Here is a 21,401-nt window from a genome sequence, read left to right on the forward strand (position 1 = left end):
TTAGCAAGTAAGAGCCATCTTGAGTTAAGATTACCTAGTCTCGGTATATTTTTGTTAGGTCTTTGTAGTGATCAATTCGTCGATCACGTAGAAACGGCCAAATACGTCTTACGTTTTCTGAGCGTTTTTGATCAATTTCTACCACTAATATTTGCTCATCAGTATTATTAGCCTCTGCTAATAATTCACCTTGTGGGCCTGCAATGAAGGAATTTCCCCAAAACGCAATACCATCACTTTGTCCGCTTGGGTCACTTTCATGACCAACGCGGTTACAGCTAATTACCGGTACACCATTGGCAACAGCATGGGCACGCTGGCTAATAACCCAGGCATCTTTTTGACGAGTTTGCTCAGCAACGTCGTCATTTATATCCCAACCAATAGCAGTAGGGTAGATTAATACCTCAGCGCCTGCCATTGCCATTAAACGCGCCGCTTCAGGAAACCATTGATCCCAACATACCAGTACACCTAATTTACCCACCGAAGTTTGAATTGGCTCAAAACCGATATCACCTGGGGTAAAGTAAAATTTTTCGTAAAAGCCAGGGTCATCAGGAATGTGCATTTTACGGTATTTACCGGCAATGCTACCGTCTTGCTCTAATACAACCGCAGTATTGTGATAAAGGCCCGTTGCACGTTTTTCAAATAAAGAGGCCACAATTACAATGCTTAGCTCTTTAGCAAGCTCACCTAAGGCATTACTGCTAGGGCCGGGAATGGTTTCGGCTAAATCAAATACGTCAACATTTTCGGTTTGGCAAAAATAGAGGCTTCGGTGCAGCTCTTGGAGTACAACCAGTTTTGCACCTTTTTGAGCGGCTTCTCGAATGGCAGTCATTGATTTTGCCATATTTTGTTCAGCACTATCGCTGTTGCTTTGTTGCACTAACGCAACGGTTAATTTTGCAGGGCTTGTCATTGTGCTGCTCCAGCTAAAAATCCACGAGGTAATTGCATTGTAATACAGTGCAGGCTGCCAAATTGTTCAATAATGGGTTGGCAATTAACGCCAATAATAGTGTGTTGTGGGTATGCTATTTGAACTTGTGCAAGCGCATGTTCATCATTGGCATCATTATACGTTGGCACAAGCACCGCATTATTAATAATTAAGTAGTTAGCGTAGGTAGCCGGTAAGCGTGTTTGCTCATCGTCATAAGCGGCTTTTGGCCACGGTAACTCAATTAAGTTATATGGGGTGTTATCGGCAGTTTTAAAGGCTTTTAGTTGTTTTTCCATCGCATCAAGTGCGCTGTAGTGCTCATCAGTTTCATCGTCGCACTTTACATATACAAGGGTATTATTTGGTGCAAAGCGTACTAAGGTATCAATGTGGCTGTCGGTGTCATCACCCGCTAAATAGCCATGATCAACCCATAAAAAGCTCGTTGCGCCCAGATGCTCTTTTAAAAGTACTTCTATGTCAGCTGGGTTTAAATCGGGGTTACGGTTTTTGTTGAGCAAACATTCGCTGGTTGTTAGCAACACACCATGCTCGTTTATTTCAATACCGCCACCTTCAAGTACCATATCGAGCGCTTGATATTGATTTTTTTTGCTACTTAGCTCTTTTACCAGTGTACGATTAATTTGATTGTCTAATGTACTTTCAAACTTGTTGCCCCAACCATTAAAAGTAAAATCATATATTTTTAGTTGCTCTGGTGAGTCAATGGCGGCGCAAGTAAGCGGACCATGATCGCGCGCCCAGGTATCGTTAGTAGGTGTTACTACAAAATGAACACGATTAAGAGAGATATTAGCGCTATTTAGCAATGCTGTGATATGCATTTTTAAGGCACTGTTATGTGCCACAATAACAAGCTTTTGCTGCGTTGTTATATGTTTAGCAAGCTCAACATAGACAGGTTCTACACGTGCTAAATTATCAGCCCAATCGGTGTCTTTATGAGGCCACGTAAGCATAACAGCGTCTTGCTCGGCCCATTCTGGTAAAAGTCTAAAGTTCATGAATTTTATATACTAATTAAGATGACGTTAGTTTAGCATTTTACAAAAAGATGTCAGCTAATTATCGTTGTTTGAATCATCTTGGGCTAGTTCTAATTCTTGACGTTTTTTAAGTTGGCGTGTTTGAGCATGTAAACTCGCTCTAACAATTAGTTCTTGGTCAGTGATTCTAATAGCGGTGAAAAGCAGGGTGTATTGATAATGTTCGCTATCTTGCTTTTCTACTGACACAACTTCAGTGTAACAGTAAACCGCAGAGGCTTCGTGGTGCAAAAATAGCTTAGTTCTGAATGATTGGCCAATTGAGTGTACTTCAGGAGAGGTAAAGCGAATACCACCGCCGCCGTAACTATCACATTGAATTGCGTTATCTTGGGCTTGTTCTGAGGCCAAAATATGGCTCATTATTAAATCTATTTTACGTGACTGCGCTTGTAAAAATACAGCTAGCTCTTGTGCTATATCGCCTAAGTTACGCAGTGGGCGTAACGAGCTTTGCTCAAGCTCACTTACTTCATTAGCTAATCTAAATAGTGGGGGGATGTCGTCTTCAAGCTCAAGCTGCGATTTAGGAACTTGTCCGTTCGATACGGCGAATAAATTCACTCTTATACTTTCATTAATTTGAAAGTACTGCTCAAACTCACCTAATCTTTCACTATTCATTATATTCTCCACCACGTATTTATTTAATAGTAGCGTTGTGAGTACTAAATTGCTAGCAGATAAAATAACTCATAACAGGCTAAATACTTTGTTTACATTCAATTTTTTAAGATTTGAATCTGCCAGATACTAATTATGAAAATAAACACACTAAAATTCTAAATAATTTTAACGGTTATAAAAAAGCGGCCAATGTCATCCTAACATTGGCCGCTTGGGTATTGATTCATCAGCACATACTTATTTAAGTAGAGCGGCTAATTCATGTAAATTTTTCACAACGTGATCTGGCTTTTTAGCTAATGGGTAAAGTGCTTTACCTGGGCGAGCAATAAACGTAGTTTGTAAGCCAGCTTCTTTTGCGCCAGCAACATCCCAACCGTGCGCTGCTAACATCATTGCTTCATCAGGTGCTACGTTTAACTCTTTAAGTACCCACTCATAAGCACGTAAATCAGGTTTATAAATTTTAATATCTTCAATGCTGTAACGTGCGTCAAAGTAAGACATTAAACCTGCGCTTTCAAACTGTGCCTTTACACCCTTGTTTGAAGAATTTGTAAGGCTTACTAATTTATAGCCTTGTGCTTTGAGTTTTGCCAGTCCTTCTTTAACATCAGAATGTGGTGGTAAAGTTAGAAGTGGAGTAACAATCGCTGTTTTGGCTTGTTCACTAGTAATATCAATATTATTGTTTTGCGCAACCATAAGAAGTGATGCCACGCCGATTTGTCCGAAGTCGTGATAACTACCGCTTACAGTATCTACTAGTGAATGGTGCAACATAGTTGAAAACCACAGCGGTAATAAATCTTCACGTCCGCCTAGTGCTTTACCAATAGAGGTACGCATTGACGTTAAATCAAGTAGGGTTTCGTTTACATCAAAAATAAGCACTTTAGGCTTTGTTTGTTCTTTTGCTTCATCAGCGACTGCATAACCAGATACAAGGCTTGTGCCCACAAGTAATGAAAGAGTCAGTGTTTTTAACGATTTTAAAATAGACATTAATTTTTCTCCGATTCAAGTGCTGCCATAACATCAATAGGTTCTGCGCGTAGGGTGTAATCTTCACTTAAGAATGCGTATGTAATAACACCATCTTGATTTATTACGTAAGTAGCAGGTAGCGGTAATTTAAAGCTTTTATCGCCGTAGTAGTGTTCAAAATCAATACCAAATTGTGTGTATAACGCTTGAATACGCTCATCAAGTGTAAACAATAAGCCGAACTGCTCAGCTACTTTCTTACTCACATCTGAAAGCACATCAAATTCAAGGTCGTTTTTTTGTGCCGTTGAGAGTGTTTCATCAGGTAACTGCGGTGATATTGCTACTAATTGAGCACTTTGAGTTTTAAATTGCGGTAAGTAATCGTTCAGTGCTTTTAGCTCTAAATTACAATATGGGCACCAGCCACCACGATAAAAGCTAATAATTACCGGGCCTTTTTTTAATAAATCCGCAAACTCAATGTTTTCGCCTTTATGATTGGCTAAGCTGAAGTTTTCTACTTTTTGACCAACTTGCAACGCATTATCTTTAATATGCTGTGCAATAAGTTCTTCGTTTGTAGTGTTCATTAATGCCAAAACGTCAGCCGGTAATTTGGCATCTTTTTGTACGTTGTAGGCATCTATTTGCGCTTTTAAACTCATGATTGAACCTCAATAATTAGACTATCTGCAATTATAGTGTTTTACATATTTAAATAAACATTGCAAAACTGAAAGCTTCATTCGAAAATGTTGAACATTGAAAAGTGCACAATGGCATCTTTATGTATAATTTAAGCGACTTAGAAACATTTATAGCCGTAGTTGAAAATAAAGGCGTGCTTGCAGCTGCGCGTGAGCAGCGTTTATCGCCAGCAACCGTAAGCCATCGCTTAAGTAAATTAGAGCGAGAGCTGGCTACAGTACTTGTTTTTAGAGACAGCAGACGAGTGCGGTTATCTCCAGCCGGAGAAATATTTTACGCACGAGTGGGAGCTATAATTGAAGCACTGCACGATGCTGAGCATAGTATTGGTGCACGAAGCTCATCAGTGAGTGGTTTATTGCGCGTAACCATGCCGCCTTGGATTTTTTCAAAATATGTAATGCCTAGACTTAGTGAGCTGGAGCACGCTTATCCAGAACTAAAACTTGATTTTTTAATAACGGATCATTTTGTAAATGTGGTTGATGATGCACAGGACGTTGCTATTAGAGTAGGGCAATTAAATGACTCAGGGCTGCTTTCTCGTAAAATAGTAAACAATAGCCGCATACTTTGTGCAGCTCCTAGTTACATAGAAAAATACGGCATGCCTGAAAATTTAACGCAATTGAGCGATCATTATTGGGTATGTTTACCGTGGCAACGACAGTTAAAGCTTTTTGACGAACATAAAAAAATCCGTACTTTTAATGCTAAAACCCGTTTTACTATCTCAAACTCCGATAATATGACCCAAGCTGCTATTGCAGGCCATGGTATAGCTATTAAATCTAAAATAGCGATTAATGAAGATCTTAAAAATGGAGTTTTAGTTGAAGTTATGCCCGGTGTAATGGCACAAGATGATGCGCCAGTGTGGTTTTTGCGTCCACAAAATAGCTTAACTACCCGTAAAACCGATGTTTTTTATGACTTTATGAAATCGTTATTTTTGAGCTGTGAATAAGCGTTTAAATGAGCGCTTTGCTCCAGTTAAAAATAAATAACCAGTAAGTTCTGCTAGTACGGCAATAAAAATAGCTGCAACAATTGCGGCTATAATAGAGTCTTTTTTTAAAATAATTTGACCTTCAAAGCGTTGCCATACTTGTTGCTTTATATCCTTCATGCCACTGATCATAGTAAATATATACGGAGATTGAGCAAACCGATTCACAGCGACCTGTAAGTCTTGTTGTCGATTGTAAAGAGTACTTATATTACTTGCCCCCTTATTCACAATCTCATCATCAATATTTTTATAGTGTTTTATTAGCTTGTCTAAATCATTATTAAAATACTTAGCAGCATCGTTTTTAAATGGTGCAATTGCATTATTAGCTTCAATTAATTGGGCTGATAAGGCCTGGCCAAAATCGCTCACAAATGCAGGGATTTGCACCCCAAGTAGTAAACCAAATGCAAAGAAACTAAGGCGGATATAATCTAAAAATTTACTCATTTATCTTCCTATCCATTTAAATAACCCAAAATTAACATTTGAGCTTGTTTTTATATCAAAAACTCGTAATCTATCGGTAATAAAAATAACAACAAAAATAACAACAGGTGGATGTTAAGGATGACGAAAAAAGTAAAGTTCACGTCAACATTTGTTGATATTTCTAAGCAGCTCAAACGCTTTGTATCGCGCATTGTTCAACCCGACGATGTAGAAGATATTGTGCAAGAAACCTTTGTAAAAAGCTATGAAGCTGATTTAAAGCAAGACATCCAGTTTACCCGCAGTTATATGCTTAAAACAGCAAAACACCTAGCACTTAACCATATAGCTAAGTGGGACAATAAATTTAATGATTCGTTAGAAAACGATAACGAATTACCCGTACTACTCAAATCAATGAAGCTCGAAGATGAATATACATCTAAAGAGCGCTTTTTACTTTTTTGTAGAGCTACTGAGCAATTAAGCTCATCGATTCGTAAATGCTTTATATTAAAAAAAGTGTACGGCATGAGCCAAAAAGAGATAGCAGACCAAATGCAGTTAAGCCAAAGCACTGTTGAAAAACACATTGCCAAAGGATTGTTACAAACCATGTTGTACATGCGTGAACATGAGCAAAGCTCTCAAACGCACCCTAAAGCTCAAGCACACCCTATATCAGTTAAGAGGGTCGCAGAATGAGTAATGTTCATCAATTTAACTCAAAAGATTTAATTTTAGAAAAGTCATGCGATTGGATAAGCGCGATTGATCGTGGTTTAACTGATGACGAAAAAGAGCAATTTAAATTATGGATGATGCAAAGCACCGCTCATCAGGACTCTATTTATGAGCTTGCCCAGTTGTGGGATGAACTTTCGGTATTAAATGAATTAAGCCAATTATTCCCTCAACGAAGCAATACTAAATTATCAAAAAATAAGTGGATGTTTTCTTACTCAATTGCAGCGAGTTTATTTGCAGCACTAATGGTATGCAGCTACTTATTAATTAATTTAGAAAACGGCTATAACCAAGAGCTTGCAAAAGTTAATTACACTAAAATTTACAAAACCAAAGTAGGCGAGCAAGCAACCTATGTATTGCCAGACGGCACCATAGTGCAGCTTAATACTAATAGCTTACTAGAAGTTGCTTATAGTAAAGGTCGTAGGCAGTTGCTGCTAAGCCGTGGAGAAGGGCGTTTTAATGTAGCAAAAGATGCTACGCGCCCGTTTAGTGTTATGGCGGGAGATAAAAGTTTTACCGCTCTGGGTACTGTTTTTAATGTACAGCGTAATACATCATCAAACTTAGAGCTTGTTGTGACCGAAGGTAAAGTGATGATCACCGACCCGAGTGTGGCGGTCGATGAAAATGACTTTAAAGATTATCAACTTGCAGATAATAGTACGCAAAAAATTCGTCAAATTAATGCCAATATTGTTACCTCAGGTGAAAAAGTAATTATAGAGCAAAGTGTGACAAAGCCAATTACCCAGCTTTCAATGAACGACGTACAACGCGATTTAGCATGGCAAAATGGCATGCTTATTTTTAATGGAGAAGAATTAAGTGATGCTTTAAACGAAGTAAGCCGTTATACCTCTACACGATTCAAACTTTCATCAGATGAGCTTGCCAGTATTAAAGTAGCTGGAGTATTTAAAGCGGGTGACGTTGAAGGTTTACTCGAGAGTTTACAGACTAATTTTTCGATTGATCATGAGCGTTTAGGTGAGCATGTAGTAACGCTAAAACACCATACAGAATCATAAGTAGACGTTATGAATATTAAACTAATGTTAACTAAGGTTTCACCTATAAAGATTAAGCGTAAAAAAAACATTAAAAAAAAGAAACAAAACAATAGAGGATTTTTGTTTGTCAGCTGTTTATATAAGTTGCGCAGTAACCAAACGCATTTATTGAGTGGATTGAGTGTGCTTGCACCGGCTGTTTTTAGTTTAAGTGTACAAGCAGCAACTCAAACCACTGGGCAAATGGTGCAATTTGATATAAAAGCGCAGCGAGCAGACAAAGCCTTAATTGAATATGCTAAACAAACAGAGCAAACCGTGGTGTTTTCTTATGAGTTGGCAAAGCAGTATGACGCAAATTCAGTTTATGGATTTTACACTCAGCTAGATGCCCTAGAGGCATTACTAGGTGGGACTGAGCTCGATGCGGTTGTTGATCAAAATGGTTTACTGAGTATAAAACTCAAACAAATCAACAGGAATGATAACAACATGATGAAGCTTTCAGCGGTCAGTGCAGCAATATTACCAGCTTTACTTGCAGTAAATTCGCAAGGTGTAAACGCAGCAGAAGAAGTCGCTCAAGAAAAAATTGAAAAAATTGCTATTGTCGGTAGCCGTGTAGCAGGACGTTCAGTTGAAGATTTACCCGTTCCAGTAGATATCTTAAGTGCAGAAGCGCTTGAAAATACAGGCCAAACAGAAGTTGGTCGTATGCTACAGTCTATCGCCCCTTCATTTAACTTTTCAAGCTCTGCAATTAGTGACGGTACTGATGCTTTAAGACCTGCGACACTTCGCGGTTTAGGTCCCGATCAAACATTGGTGTTAATTAACGGCAAACGTCGTCACCAAGCAAGTATTATTCATATTAATGGCTCTGTTGGGCGAGGTACCGCAGGTACTGACATGAATGCAATTCCAGCCTCTGCAATTAAACGCATTGAAGTATTACGTGATGGCGCTGCTGCTCAGTATGGTTCTGATGCTATTGCAGGTGTTATTAACATTGTACTTAAAGATGGTAGCGAGGGTGGTAAAGCGGCTATTAACTACGGTCAATATTCTGAAGGCGATGGCGAAACCATTAACCTTGATTTTAATAAAGGCTTTGCGCTAGGTGATGACGGTTATTTAAATACAACTATCAATTACCGTGACCGTGCACCGACTAACCGTGCAGGTTTACATGGCTCTTGTCAGTTTTATGGTTGTACAGAACTAAGTGACGGTACTTTACTTGCTGGCGATCCGCGTGAATTAACAGCTGATAGAGATACATTTAGAATTGGTGATGCTGATTCGCAGCAATTTGGTTTAACAATTAATACCGGTTACGAGTTAGGTGATGGCGAGCTTTACGGCTTTATTACTTACTCAACACGCGAAAACGAGTCGGCTGCATTTTTCCGCCATAATGCAAATGCAGGTGGTAACCCTGTACTGCAAGATAACGATGCGACTATTCCGCTAGGCTTCTTACCAAAAATTAATACAACTATCGACGATATCTCGTACAACTTTGGTTATAAAACTGAGTTTGATAACGATGCAAGCCTTGATTTATCTTACACCTATGGTGAGAACAGCATTGATTACACGACAAGTGACACTATCAATGCCTCATACGCTAACTTTTTACGTTATGACCAAGGTTTAAGTGCTGCTGATATTCGTACAACTATCCCACGTGAAGCATACGCTTACGGCATGGAATTATCACTGCAAACAATCAATATCGATTTTACGCAAAACTTTGATGATTATTCTTTAGCAATGGGCGGCGAAATCCGTACTGACGAATACCGCATTTTAGAAGGCAATGAGTACGCATACCGCGATTACGATACAACTAACGGTGTAAGTATTTACAACGGTTTAAGTGGCGGTGTTGGCTCTGAAGACGCATCGGGTGGTTCACAAGGTTTTGGTGGCTCGTCTCCTGCATCATCAGTTGATGAATCGCGTGATGTAATTTCATTTTACATAGATGCAGAAGCTTATGTAATTGAAGATGTAATTTTATCGGGTGCGCTTCGCTACGATAACTACAAAGGCTTTGGCGACACAGTAAACTTTAAACTTGCTGGTAACTGGTCTGTAACCGACGATATTTCACTACGTGGTGCATTAAGCTCAGGTTTTAGAGCGCCTTCAATGCAGCAGCTTTACTTCAACAATGTAAGTACGCAATTTGTTGTTGGTGCTAATGGTAATTTAGTTGCAGAAGAGGTTGGTACATTTAGAAACGATTCAACACTTGCGCAAAGCTTAGGTATTCCAAAGCTTAAAGAAGAAAAATCACAAAACCGTAGTTTAGGTATTGTGTATAACGTTACAGATAATATTAACGTAACCGTTGATTACTACTCAATTGATATTGACGACCGTATTGTAATTAGTGACCGCTTAGGTAAAGGCTTATCTACAAGCCTTGATGCTGCACTAAATAGTGCGGGTGCTGGCGTAGGTCAGTTCTTCTTAAATGGTGCAGACACCGAAACTCGTGGTGTTGATTTTGTAGCAACGTGGAACACTGAAGGTTTAGGCGGCACACTTGATTTTACACTTGCAGCTAACTTTACTAAAACAGATGTTGTATCGTTATTTTCTCCTGCTGGTTCAAGCCTTGAGACAGTAAATGTAGACGATATATTTTCAGCTGAAGACATCTCTATTATTGAAGAGTGGCAACCAGAGGATCGTATTAACTTAAGTGCGCTTTATCAACGTGATGATTGGACAGTTAACCTTTCACTTAATCGCTTTGGTGAGTACACAGTAGAAGATGGTGGTCGTCAAACGTATGGCGCAGAGATTTTAACTGACGTTAAAGTTAACTACTTTGTTACTGAAGATTTGTCGGTAAACATTGGTGCAAACAACTTGTTTGACGTTTACCCAGATAAAAACGAAATAGGTAACTCTCGCTCAGGTACTATTGTAGATGCTAGTGGCAACACAGTAATAAGTAGCTCAGGTGTATTTGACTACTCACGTCGTTCGGCTCCATTTGGTTTTAACGGTGCTTACTACTACATGGGTGCAGAATACCGTTTTTAATTAATAACACTCCCTTTCGTTATTTAACTCAAAGGGCCGTAAGGCCCTTTTCTCGCTTTGAACTGTCATAAAAATTTCACTGTTTTTTCAAGTTAAAATCTTCAATACTGACTGGACTAGACCAGATTGAGTGGAATAACTATGAATGATTATTTATTACTAACCCCAGGGCCGCTAAGTACTTCTGATACAGTAAAAAAAGCGATGCTAAAGGATTGGTGTACGTGGGACGATGAATATAACCAAGGGGTAGTTCAGGCAATTCGAGCTAAGCTGGTGGCACTTGCTACGGCACATCCAGGTTACACCAGTGTGCTAATGCAAGGCAGCGGAACAGCGAGTGTGGAGTCTGCTCTTAGTAGCTTAATAAAAAGCAGTGATAAATTGTTGGTTATTAATAATGGGGCATATGGTGAGCGAATAGGCGAAATTGCTGCCTATTTGAATATTAACACACACATTATCAATTACACCGAAACCCAACTACCGAATGTTACTGATATTGAAGCTGTTTTACTAAACGACTCTGACATTACGCATATAGCAATGGTTCACTGCGAAACAACCACGGGTATGTTAAATCCAGCCGAAGCTGTGGGGCAGTTGGCCAAAACGTATAACAAGGTGTTTGTTTTAGATGCAATGAGCAGTTTTGGCGGGATCCCTTTTGATTTGGCTGATTGGCATGTTGATGTGATGATTAGCTCGGCAAATAAATGTATTCAAGGTGTACCAGGTTTTGGTTTTGTGATTTGCAAACACCATCTTATAGCGCAAAGCGAAGGCGTTTCACGTTCCCTTTCTTTAGATCTCTTTGCACAGTGGCACTGTATGGAAAAAAACAATGGTAAGTGGCGTTTTACTTCGCCAACTCATGTTGTACGTGCTTTTTATCAGGCATTAGTCGAACTTGAAGAAGAGGGAGGGATCACAGAGCGTTATAAACGTTACAAGGAAAATCAGCATATTCTTGTCACGGGAATGAAAAGGCTTGGTTTTTCTCCTTTATTAAATACGTCAGTGCATTCACCGATTATTACCTCGTTTTTATCACCAACAGGACAGGATTACGACTTTAAAACGTTTTATAATGCACTAAAAAACCAAGGGTTTGTGATTTATCCGGGTAAAGTGTCGGATGCGGATTGCTTTCGTATTGGTAACATTGGCCATGTATTTGCAGCTGATATGCATCGCTTACTTGACGCCGTAGGAAGTAATCTTTATTGGCAAGATACAGTATAAATTGAGCAATAAAAGCGATATTAGAAGTATCGCTTTTATTGGCCTTCGACAATCATTTCAATCGCATTGTGTAACCAATATTCAATATTATAATCAACCAATTTTTGTTGCTCATCAAAACGTTGACGCACTACTTTTAAGCATGGTGTGCCACTGTTTTTTTCAAGCATCTCGCAGACATCGTCAGGAAGCACCGTTACGCTAATAATGCTCTGTTCTTTTACTACATTTGTTGCATACTGTTTGGCCATGATCTCGGTAATTGAGCTATTTAACGAATGCTTATTAAGACCGTCAAAGCGCTGTGCATCACAAAAAATGTCTTCAAACATAACTGTACGATTGTCCAAGCTACGCACACGCTGTAGATGATATAGACTCTGTGCGCTAAAGATATCGATAAAATTAATGTTATCAATTTTGTTCACACTCACTAAACGTGTTTGTGCTGTGAAACCTTGCTGCTTAGCAAGTTCGTAGAAGTTAACTTTTGTTGCGGGATGCCATTTTAGTTTATGTGGAGTGACAAACCAGCCTTTTCGTTTTTGACTATAAATTAATCCTTCTGCTTCTAATCGGATCAATGCTTCACGCACAGTAATGCGTGTAGAATTGAAGTGCTCTTGTAAAGCCCGCTCTGAGGGCAGCTTACTGCCCGTAGCAATTTCGTCTTGCTGGAGTAGGGTGAGGATATAATTGCGAATTTCTTGAAATAAAAGCATAGTTTTATGTTTTCCACTGCTTATCCGATAGCTTAGTCGATATTAATGAGATCTAATTTTTATGTGTGGGTCTTGTTGTTGCGCTACCAAGGCACATGTGAGAAAGCTGCGCACAGGTCTCATCGTAGTCAGTGTTTGCATAAGTTAGAGGCAAAAACTAATTTCTGCTACTGTTGAAGCAATGGCAGTAAAATCTTGTTTAGACATTGTATATTACCTGAGTGATTGCGTGTCAACTTTTGCTGCACTACCGCTGAGTTTAGCTAAGTAGCAGTCGATTTTATGCGGTTGCAAGTTTAAATCTTCAGCCAACTCTTTACGGCGAATAGCATTACGCACAATATAGGCGCCAGCGGTACGAATAGGCTCTATTGGGAATTGCTTAAGCGGCTGATTTACTAATCCGCAGTGTTGCCATTGTGGATTATTATTAAGCACCACAGCTGAGAGTATTTTTGCGCCTAAATAAGACTGAACAATACCATTACCAGAATAACCACCTGCATAAAGCACGTGTGGATGTGCGTTTAAATACCCGAAAAAAGGAAAGCCAGTGGCACTTCTGTCAGATGGCCCAGTCCATGTGCGTTCGATAGGCAGTTCATGCCCTTTGAAAAAATGAGCCAATGAGCTATTAAGTAATTTTTTATAGTGACTTGGTTGGTCAAATTTGGGGTGTACTTTATTGCCATAACTGAAAAAATTTCCACCTTTGCCAAGCATTAAACGCCCATCTGAGGTGCTGCGGTAATAGTTAACAAAAGTGCGAGAATCAATAATTGCACTACCATGGTTTAACTTGAGCTGCTCGAGTACATCAGGTATTGGTTTGGTGATGATCATGTCACTTGAAACCAGGACTACTGAGCGTGAAAACTGGCTTTGTAAAGTGGGTAGCCACGCATTAACAGCAAAGATAAGGGTATTACAAACTAATGCCCCTTGATTGGTGGTGACACTTATTGGCTCATGCCCATGATGCTGTTCATAACGACAATGCTCAATAACATCAACCCCCATTCGTTGGGCAACACGCTTAAGCCCCCTGACTAATTTTGCTGGTTGAATACTGCCGCCATGAGCAGAAAAATGAGCATGCAAATTTTGTTTTGAGCCTGTTTGTAACAGTTGCTCAGCAGTGCACTTTTGCCAAGAATTGAGTTTAAACTGCTCTAAACAATCCAGAGCATTATCAAGTAAGCCCAGTTGCGCACGGTTAGAGGCGGTATAAAAACATCCGTCGATTCTGCAATCACAGTCAATATCATGTTCTTTTGTGAATGCGCTTATTTCATGTACGGCTAGTTCAGATTGCTTAACTAAAAATAGTGCATTATCTAAACCAACGAGTTTAATTAGGCTAGGAAGCTTTGTTGACCAGGTTAGCATTGCACCGCCATTTCGCCCAGATGCACCTTGGCCGCATAATCCTTGCTCAATAATGGTTACTTTTTTTGTAGGATGTTGTTGTTTAATATTGATTGCAGTCCACAGGCCGGTGAACCCTCCACCAATAATGCACACATCAGTGTGATGCCCTGGGGGTAATAAATGAAAAGGCGCAGCGGCCTCCTCATTTATAGCGCTATCAAACCAAAAAGGTTGATATGTCATTAAGGGCGCTCTCCACGTGCAAGTCTTGCTTCAATTTGCATAAGAATAGGCTCAATATCAGCGAGTGAATCAATCACGTAATGCGCACCACTGTAATAAAGTTGCTGGTAAGCTTTACGGGTAAGTTCATCTTGTTCGGTTTGTGAACATGCTTGCCATTGTGACTCTGTTAGGCCCACTGCATTGCCTGTTAATGCAACGCCGACTGTCCACATTCCGGCGTTTAAGCCTTCTGCGATTCCAGGTGCTGAGTCGTCGACTTTAACGCAATGTGCGACATTGCTGATCCCCAATACATTTACATTTTCAAGGGCCATCCAAGGACCTGGGCGAGATCCCGCCGATAATTCATCGCTGCCTACGCTATGATCGGGTTTATAACCATATTCAGCCGCCGCAACTTCTAATATATCCATAACTTGGCGAGGATAACCTGAGCAGCTGCCTATTTTCAAACCTTGTTGCTTTAAGCGATTTAACACCGGTAATACCCCTGCAATTGGCATTGCTCGCTCAGCGACTTTGGCTTTTTGTAATGGCATAAAAGTCTCGTAAATATGATCAATTTGGTCATTACTCATAGGCGCACCAAACTGCGTTTGCCAACGCGCTTTAATATCAGCAAGTGAACCTAATGTTGCGATGTGATCCCATTTACCCATGCCCATCGGAATGCGCGCTTCTTGTAAACTGATTTCGAAATTAAACGCGGTTTTAAATGCTTCAACAAAAATGGTGGTCGGAGCAACTGAGCCATGATCAACAACCGTGCCGGCCCAATCTAAAATGAGTGCTTCTAACTTTGTCATAATGTTCCTTAAATATTTATAGAGGCCAATGTTGGCGCAGGTGTTTTTTGTGTAGATAAACGAATTGAAAAGTAACTTAATGAGCACAGTACTAAAAAGCCAGCCACAGTGCCGACCCAGTAACTGGCGGTAATAAAGAAGTTCAGCCAACTGATTTCAGGCATTACAAAAGTACGATAGAGTAAAATGCCCACAGAGCCTAAATAGCCAGCAGAATCGGCTAGATATATTAAAAACCCTGCGTTAGCTGTTGAACCAACGGCAGAAATCATTCGATCAAATAAGAAGCAGTTATAGGGAATATAGCTAATATAAAGGCCTGCACCGAGTAACACCATCCAGGCTTTGGCGCTAAGTAACTGGCTTTCAAAAGCCAAAGTGCTGCTAATAAGTAAGCAAGCGCCAAATAATATAAATGCATGATTAACGTAAAATGCAGTTTTATTATTTTTCACCAGTACCATTGCGCCCAAAGCGATTAGTACGATGAGTGCCATACGGATCCCCGCATAAGCAAAAATAGCAGGCTCTTGCCCGTACCCCAGTGCTTGCCATATTTCTGCCGCAAAGTTATCACGAAAATCACGAAAGCCTGTAAAGAGTAAAAAGCTCAATATCAAAGCGCTGATACCAAACCAATAACGTTTAAAAAACTGCCAGCGTGCTTTGGCATCCATAGGTAAGCGCTGTTGACGGGCTTGCTGATCTGCCAAGGTTGGATCGGGCAATAATGTTAAACATTTAACACTCAGTAATAATATCGGCAAAAAAAGCGCGCCGGTTGCAGCAGGCATCCACAGTTCAGGTACATTTAAAGTGTCAATTAGCCATTTACCAACACTTCTAACTAAACCAGAGGCGAGAATAAAGGTAACACTGAGCACCGCACCAAGAATTTCAGAGGTGCGCCTGCCTTCTAAAAAACTAAACACAATTCCCCAAATCATGCCAAGCGATAAACCGTTAAAAAACAGCCAGACAATATTAAAACCAACCGGTGTGATGGCAAATAAAATCAGCGATAATTCGGCACCCGCGATCATGGCAATGATCGCTAGACCGCGTTGTTGGTGACGCATTTCTGCAATGACCTTAACGCCTATAAACTTAGCGCATAGATAGCCTAAAACTTGCGAAAGAATTAAAGCTATTTTAAAGCTGACTTGCCAGTTCGGATCGTCAAACTCGGTGTAACTATTTGCAGTAAAGGGCTTTCGAAAAGCGCACATACAAAAGTAAGTCATAAACGCAGAGCTGGCGGCAAATAAAACAAAGCCGATACCGTGAGCACGTTTTAGCCATTGTGGTTGAGTAAACATAAAGCAGTCCTTTGCGGGGCATAGCCCCGCACAACATAAAAGTGATCAGAATTGGTAATTAATGCCAATCATGCCACGCACACCGTAATATTCGACTTGCAGAGGGCGACTCTCATCGCCTAAGTAATATTTAAGTGGCTCGTTAGTTAGATTGTTTAACTCTAAATAGACTAATGCATTATTGTTAAGCTGATATGACGTAGTAAAATCAACACTGGTGTTATCGCCATAATAGCTATCAGACTGTGAGTTGCTGCCATGCTCTTCGATATATTCGCCTTTATAGTTAAGCGCAATTCGCGCAGCAAAAAATGAATCATCGTAGTACAAGGTAAAGTTATATAAGTTATCGGCTTGGCGTGAAATCGCGACCTTGTCGGCTCTGCCTGGGATGCTCATTTGTGAATCCATAAATGTAGCATTGACCATAACGCCCACACTTTCCAAAGCAGGATTAATAAAGGCTAAGTCACGATTAAAAGCCATTTCAACTCCAGCAAGCCATGCACTATCCCCATTTTCTGGGCGAATAATATTGACGCTACTTTTATTGCCAAACTTACCCATTGAACTACTTTGAAAAATAGGGTCGCTGATATCTTTGTAGAACACCCCGGCAGAAATTAAACCGACTCTTTCAAAAAAGTACTCAGCCATAAAGTCGAGATTATTTGAATAAGTAGGATCAAGTTCTGGATTACCAGTAACAAGTTCGTTTTCTGCTTCTAAATAAGTTGCGCCAGGGGTAAGGGAGCCAAAATCAGGACGAGAAAATGAGCGAGTTAACGCTAAGCGATAGTTTGTTTGCTCATCAAAATGATAGGTAAGATGCAATGCTGGTAACACAGAGAGATAATCGTTACTTGCGCTGCTAGGGATGACTTTATCCTCGTCAGCTAAATACAGGTAACCGTCAACTTTCGTATCGGTTTGTGTTAATCGTAATCCACCTAGCATTTCCCACTGGCTATTAAAGGTATAAGTTGCCATTGCGTATAACGATGCGTGCTGTTCACTCACATCAAAATTACGACCAAGTGCACCGCCATTTTTGATTAAAGCAGACTCACTTTTATCAAGTACAAATTTTTCTTTATTTTCATTCCAAAATTGTGCCAAATCATCAGTTGCGGCAACCTGCGAAAATTGACTTTGATAGTCAACATTTAGCTCATTTAAGTAGTCATTTCTGCCTGGTTGGTCTGACAAACTAAAGTCACTTAATGTAGGTGCTACGCCATACTGAGCTTCATCCCATGCGTAAAACTCATCACTAAAACGCGCTACGCGTTCTTTATCACGATATTTAGCACCTACTTTTAATATTAAATCGCTGTCTAGTTGCCATTCAAAATCTGTGCTGGCGACAATTTTATCTTTTTCGTTAACGAATACTTTATAAAGCTCTACCCAAGAGAGCTTTGCTTTACTGGGATCGAATGAAAACCCATTGGGTAAGTGATTACTGATTGCATTCCAAGGATCGCTGCCGTTATCAACCGTGTTATAGGCATAATTTTTACCCGTTCCACGGTCTTCTAGCCCTTGATAGCCAACATCTTTTTGATCAAATCGCACGACAAAATAGCTGTTGTCATCGGTATTAGGCGTATCACCATAACGAAACTCGTTTTCGTAACTAGAGAGTTTCCATGAGAGGGTTTTGTCGTAACCGAAGTAGTGCTCACCGGCAATCTCGAAACCGGTCATTTCAGTAATTAATTCATTTCGAATATGTTGTACTTCTGCGCGGTTTTTATCAAAACGCATGCGGTGTTTATAATGCGTTTCATCATCTATTAGTGTGCCATACATAGCTGTAGCACTTAACGTTCCTTGTTCGAGCTGATATTCAATAGCACCATTGAGGCCATAGGTTTCGCGTGTCCCCGTGTAATCACGTAGCTCTAATCGATAAATACCTAAGCCGTCATTACCACGACGAGGTTCATAGTTATCAGTAGCCCAATCTCGTTGCCAAGCGGTCGCATTAATTAAGAACCCTAACTTGTCATCAAGGAGTCTGTCTCCGTAAAGTACATTAGCTGAGTAATTTGTACCATCAGCTAACTCATTTTGGCCAATAGCAAGATTGGTATTAAATACAAAATCATCGGGTGCTTTTTTGGTTACAAAGTTTACGTTGCCGCCAATCGCATCGCCTTCAATATCAGGTGTAAGTGCTTTAGATACCTCAACAAATTCAATCAGTTCGCTGGGGAAAAAGTCAAATGCAGTGGCGCGGCTGGTGGTTTCTTCCTCGGCCGTAGGTAAACGATCGCCATTTATACTTGCAGAGCTCCACTGTGCTGGTAAACCGCGAACGGCAACAAAGCGACCCTCGCCTTGATCTCGCTCAATTGAGACACCTGGGATGCGTTGCACTGCCTCAGCAGCGTTTCGGTCGGGGAGTTTACCAATCCCATCTGCAGAGATTATATTTTTAATGCTTTTAGCATTTTTTTGGTTATTTGCAGCGGCCATTTCACCACGTTGAATGTGTCCTACGGCAATAATTTCTTCAATAGCATTGTCGTTTGTTACTGCGAAGAGGGTGATTGGTTTTAGTTTTTTTACCTCATCTTCTGCAATATTTATATCAATTAAATGAGGTTGATACCCTAAGTAAGATACTTTCAATTGATAGCTACCCGCATCAAGCTTAGGTAGTTCAAATTGGCCTTGATAGTTGGTAACCGTACTTTTATCAGTGCCTACAATACTAATTAACGCACCTGATAAATGTGTTTTATTATCTTTTACCGTACCTACAAATGTTGCGTTTTGAGCTATGGCATTACAAGTGATGAATAACGGGCTGGTACACAGTAATACTGCCGTTGCTATTGCGTGTCGTTTTATCATTAAATGAACCTCATGTTTTCTGGTCTAGTCCAGATTGGTGAGGTTAATAATAGAACGCTATTTTTACAAAGATGTGACGAAAAAAATTTAAATCAAAAAAAATGAAAAAAGAGTATTTTAAGGCTATTAAGTGAGATGAAAATTGGCGGGAAGGTGGCAAAACAGTTGAATGTTTTACCACCGAAAGTAAACAAGCCTAACGTTAGATAATAAATTTATCTAACGTTAGGCTTAGGTTGAATAATTAAACCCAATCGTACTAGGGCGTGTTGATCTTTGTGGATTTAAATTTGTTCAATCTAGGGTCGATTTAATCGCGGCGCGAGGTTTGTAACCTAGTGGGCTAGGTTACTGCTCCTGCGTTACTTTAATGGCTTACATCCCTGTAAGAGTAAGTAAAACCGAGCAAAGCTTTCGCGTCCTGCCCACGCCCCTTACCTACATCCATGCAGGCAACAAAGAGTTAATCGTCCCTAGATCGAGCTCAAAGGGCAGCGGATGTTTGGCATTTATGCTGCGTTATCGCCTATTTATGGGGAATAACCACACTACATAGGCTCTGCCTTCCCTAAATACCAAACAGTCTGCTGCAAAATTAATCACGAAAGGTCAACACGCCCTAGGTCTAATTATATTTTAGCAATGACTAATTTTTTTGCATGCGGCTCATTTCTGCATGGCAGCTCTGCATTGTTAATAATGTTTTAGCCAGTGCAGCTTCGCAATCAGCCGGTTGTGGTTTATCCATTGCAGCTTTAATTTCTGCAAGGGTTTTATCTTCCACTTCCTCAAGCTCTTTTACATATGTGCTGTCGTTATGTGAGCTGAATGTAGTTAATAAAGCTGTGTATGCACGTCGTGCTTCAACTGCGAAAGATGAGCCATCTTCGCGTTCGCCTTTTTCATTAATTGCATAGGGCTGCAAGCGCTCAACACTCACTTTTCGGGCATCTATCATACGCTGAAAAAGTGCGCCAATAGCAGGGTCTTCAATTTTTTCCTGTGCTTTTTGATAAAAATCGATGCCGCTGTTCATAACTTGAATGATGTCAGTAATATGATTTACTTCTGATCCTTGATGGGTGTTCATAATGACCTCTTTAATTAAATGAATGTATAGTTCAATTTAATAAAAGCAATGTATGTTCCACGTTTTAATTATTGTGTAATTGTTTGATTTTATTTGTTTAATTATTTTTCAATGAAGTGCTAAGTTAACAGGCATAAAATTAACCTAGCAATTTTTACATCATATTGTGTAATAAAGTTATTTTAGCTCTTCAGCCACTTCAGCTACTTTTTGGCGCAACCATATATGGCTTGCATCGCGATGTAACAATGGGCTCCAAATCATATCAAGCTCAAAAGGAGGAATTGGAAATGGTGGCTCTAAAATTTTAAGCCCCGGATCATCTAAATATATATTTGCGGCTTTTGAAGGAAGGGTCGCAATCAAATTTTTCTCTTTAGCTAAATGAATCGCTACATGGTAGTTACGCGTAAAAGTGGCAATGTTACGATGTTTACCAAAGTGGGCAAGTGCTTCGTCAACCCAACCAAGTTTTTGCACATCTTTAGGGTCCATGCCCACGCCTACACCAAAACCTGTTTTACTCACCCATATATGGCGTGCTTTTAAGTAGCTGTCGAGGCTAAAGTTTTCAATAATGGGGTTGTCGGCCTTAACTAAGCAGCAAAAACTGTCTTTCCAAATACGTTTATGGTGAAAAGATTGAGGTAAATTTTCAAAGCGGTTAATTGCCATATCTACTTTACCGTTTTCTACATCATGAAAGGTTACATCACTTGGTGTGAGTATATCTAAAGTAGTATCGGGGGCTTCTTCATGTAGTTTACTTAAAAGCTTTGGCGCTAATGTACTTGCCGCATAGTCGCTGGCCATTATTCTAAACACACGTTTACTTTGGCTTGCCTCAAATTCTCGATTAGGTGCGAGAGTTTCTTCAAGCGTCATTAATATGCCACGTATTACAGGCTGTAACTCCAAAGCGCGCTCGGTAGGCACCATACCGTCGCTGGTACGAACCAAAATAGGGTCGTTAAATAAGTTACGAAGACGTTTAAGGCCATTACTCATTGCAGGTTGCGTTATGCTCAATTGATTAGCAGCGCGTGTTACGTTGCATTCTCGAAGTAATGTATCGAGGTAAACGAGTAAATTTAAATCTATTTTACTTATATTCATTGTG

The 21,401-nt window shown here is 40.0% G+C and carries 18 protein-coding genes; 5 read left to right on the plus strand and 13 right to left on the minus strand.

What is annotated here, in order from left to right:
- Positions 1 to 34: 34 nt before the first annotated feature.
- The 5 genes from PX700_RS06765 to PX700_RS06785 all read right to left on the minus strand — a co-directional run bounded on the left by PX700_RS06765 (position 35) and on the right by PX700_RS06785 (position 4,304).
- Positions 35 to 928, minus strand: a complete 894-nt coding sequence (locus PX700_RS06765) for a carbon-nitrogen hydrolase (protein WP_197119469.1) — start codon at positions 926 to 928, stop codon at positions 35 to 37.
- On the minus strand, positions 925 to 1,980 hold the full coding sequence (locus tag PX700_RS06770; RefSeq protein WP_479520277.1) for an agmatine deiminase family protein: 1,056 nt from the start codon (positions 1,978 to 1,980) through the stop codon (positions 925 to 927). Before PX700_RS06770 ends, PX700_RS06765 begins: the two co-directional genes overlap by 4 nt.
- A gap of 57 nt (positions 1,981 to 2,037) precedes the next feature.
- On the minus strand, positions 2,038 to 2,646 hold the full coding sequence (locus PX700_RS06775; RefSeq protein WP_479520278.1) for a PilZ domain-containing protein: 609 nt from the start codon (positions 2,644 to 2,646) through the stop codon (positions 2,038 to 2,040).
- Between the two features lie 240 nt (positions 2,647 to 2,886).
- Complete coding sequence (locus PX700_RS06780) at positions 2,887 to 3,654, minus strand: haloacid dehalogenase type II (protein ID WP_479520279.1); 768 nt, start codon at positions 3,652 to 3,654, stop codon at positions 2,887 to 2,889.
- Positions 3,654 to 4,304 carry a peroxiredoxin-like family protein gene (locus PX700_RS06785; protein WP_479520280.1) on the minus strand — a complete coding sequence of 217 codons (651 nt, stop codon included), beginning with the start codon at positions 4,302 to 4,304 and terminating at the stop codon, positions 3,654 to 3,656. Before PX700_RS06785 ends, PX700_RS06780 begins: the two co-directional genes overlap by 1 nt.
- 122 nt (positions 4,305 to 4,426) lie before the next feature.
- Here PX700_RS06785 and PX700_RS06790 point away from each other — a divergent pair, with 122 nt between their 5' ends.
- Positions 4,427 to 5,314: a LysR family transcriptional regulator gene (locus PX700_RS06790; protein ID WP_415637574.1), complete on the plus strand. Its 888-nt coding sequence runs from the start codon at positions 4,427 to 4,429 to the stop codon at positions 5,312 to 5,314.
- Here the strand turns inward: PX700_RS06790 and PX700_RS06795 are convergent.
- Entirely contained in the window at positions 5,294 to 5,809 is a 516-nt protein-coding gene (locus PX700_RS06795) for a DUF2937 family protein (protein ID WP_415637573.1), read from the minus strand. The genes PX700_RS06790 and PX700_RS06795 overlap by 21 nt on opposite strands.
- 120 nt (positions 5,810 to 5,929) lie before the next feature.
- Between PX700_RS06795 and PX700_RS06800 the strand changes: the two genes are divergently transcribed.
- The 4 genes from PX700_RS06800 to phnW all read left to right on the plus strand — a co-directional run bounded on the left by PX700_RS06800 (position 5,930) and on the right by phnW (position 11,862).
- Positions 5,930 to 6,496: an RNA polymerase sigma factor gene (locus PX700_RS06800; RefSeq protein ID WP_197179617.1), complete on the plus strand. Its 567-nt coding sequence runs from the start codon at positions 5,930 to 5,932 to the stop codon at positions 6,494 to 6,496.
- Entirely contained in the window at positions 6,493 to 7,572 is a 1,080-nt protein-coding gene (locus tag PX700_RS06805) for a FecR family protein (RefSeq protein ID WP_479520281.1), read from the plus strand. Before PX700_RS06800 ends, PX700_RS06805 begins: the two co-directional genes overlap by 4 nt.
- A gap of 9 nt (positions 7,573 to 7,581) precedes the next feature.
- The gene (locus PX700_RS06810; protein ID WP_479520282.1) at positions 7,582 to 10,617 is read left to right on the plus strand and encodes a TonB-dependent receptor plug domain-containing protein; all 3,036 of its coding nucleotides are present in this window, start codon (positions 7,582 to 7,584) and stop codon (positions 10,615 to 10,617) included.
- Between the two features lie 141 nt (positions 10,618 to 10,758).
- A complete protein-coding gene (gene phnW, locus PX700_RS06815; RefSeq protein WP_479520283.1) occupies positions 10,759 to 11,862 on the plus strand; it encodes a 2-aminoethylphosphonate--pyruvate transaminase in 1,104 nt (367 codons plus the stop codon).
- Between the two features lie 35 nt (positions 11,863 to 11,897).
- On the opposite strand, the gene PX700_RS06820 is transcribed toward phnW, so the two are convergent.
- From PX700_RS06820 to PX700_RS06850, 7 genes are all read right to left on the minus strand, one after another.
- Positions 11,898 to 12,584 carry a GntR family transcriptional regulator gene (locus tag PX700_RS06820; RefSeq protein ID WP_479520284.1) on the minus strand — a complete coding sequence of 229 codons (687 nt, stop codon included), beginning with the start codon at positions 12,582 to 12,584 and terminating at the stop codon, positions 11,898 to 11,900.
- A 213-nt stretch (positions 12,585 to 12,797) separates the two neighbouring features.
- On the minus strand, positions 12,798 to 14,198 hold the full coding sequence (locus PX700_RS06825) for an FAD-dependent oxidoreductase (RefSeq protein ID WP_479520285.1): 1,401 nt from the start codon (positions 14,196 to 14,198) through the stop codon (positions 12,798 to 12,800).
- Positions 14,198 to 15,007 (minus strand): phosphonoacetaldehyde hydrolase, encoded by an 810-nt coding sequence (phnX, locus tag PX700_RS06830; protein WP_282130616.1) that lies wholly within the window; start codon positions 15,005 to 15,007, stop codon positions 14,198 to 14,200. The genes PX700_RS06825 and phnX overlap by 1 nt, the downstream gene beginning before the upstream one ends.
- Before the next feature lie 8 nt (positions 15,008 to 15,015).
- Positions 15,016 to 16,326, minus strand: a complete 1,311-nt coding sequence (locus PX700_RS06835; protein WP_479520286.1) for a DUF5690 family protein — start codon at positions 16,324 to 16,326, stop codon at positions 15,016 to 15,018.
- Between the two features lie 45 nt (positions 16,327 to 16,371).
- Positions 16,372 to 19,191, minus strand: a complete 2,820-nt coding sequence (locus PX700_RS06840; protein WP_479520287.1) for a TonB-dependent receptor — start codon at positions 19,189 to 19,191, stop codon at positions 16,372 to 16,374.
- A 646-nt stretch (positions 19,192 to 19,837) separates the two neighbouring features.
- Positions 19,838 to 20,281 carry a ferritin-like domain-containing protein gene (locus tag PX700_RS06845; RefSeq protein ID WP_479520288.1) on the minus strand — a complete coding sequence of 148 codons (444 nt, stop codon included), beginning with the start codon at positions 20,279 to 20,281 and terminating at the stop codon, positions 19,838 to 19,840.
- Between the two features lie 177 nt (positions 20,282 to 20,458).
- A complete protein-coding gene (locus PX700_RS06850) occupies positions 20,459 to 21,397 on the minus strand; it encodes a LysR family transcriptional regulator (RefSeq protein ID WP_002961484.1) in 939 nt (312 codons plus the stop codon).
- Between the last annotated feature and the right edge of the window lie 4 nt (positions 21,398 to 21,401).

Source organism: Pseudoalteromonas sp. TP27 (assembly GCF_056470645.1).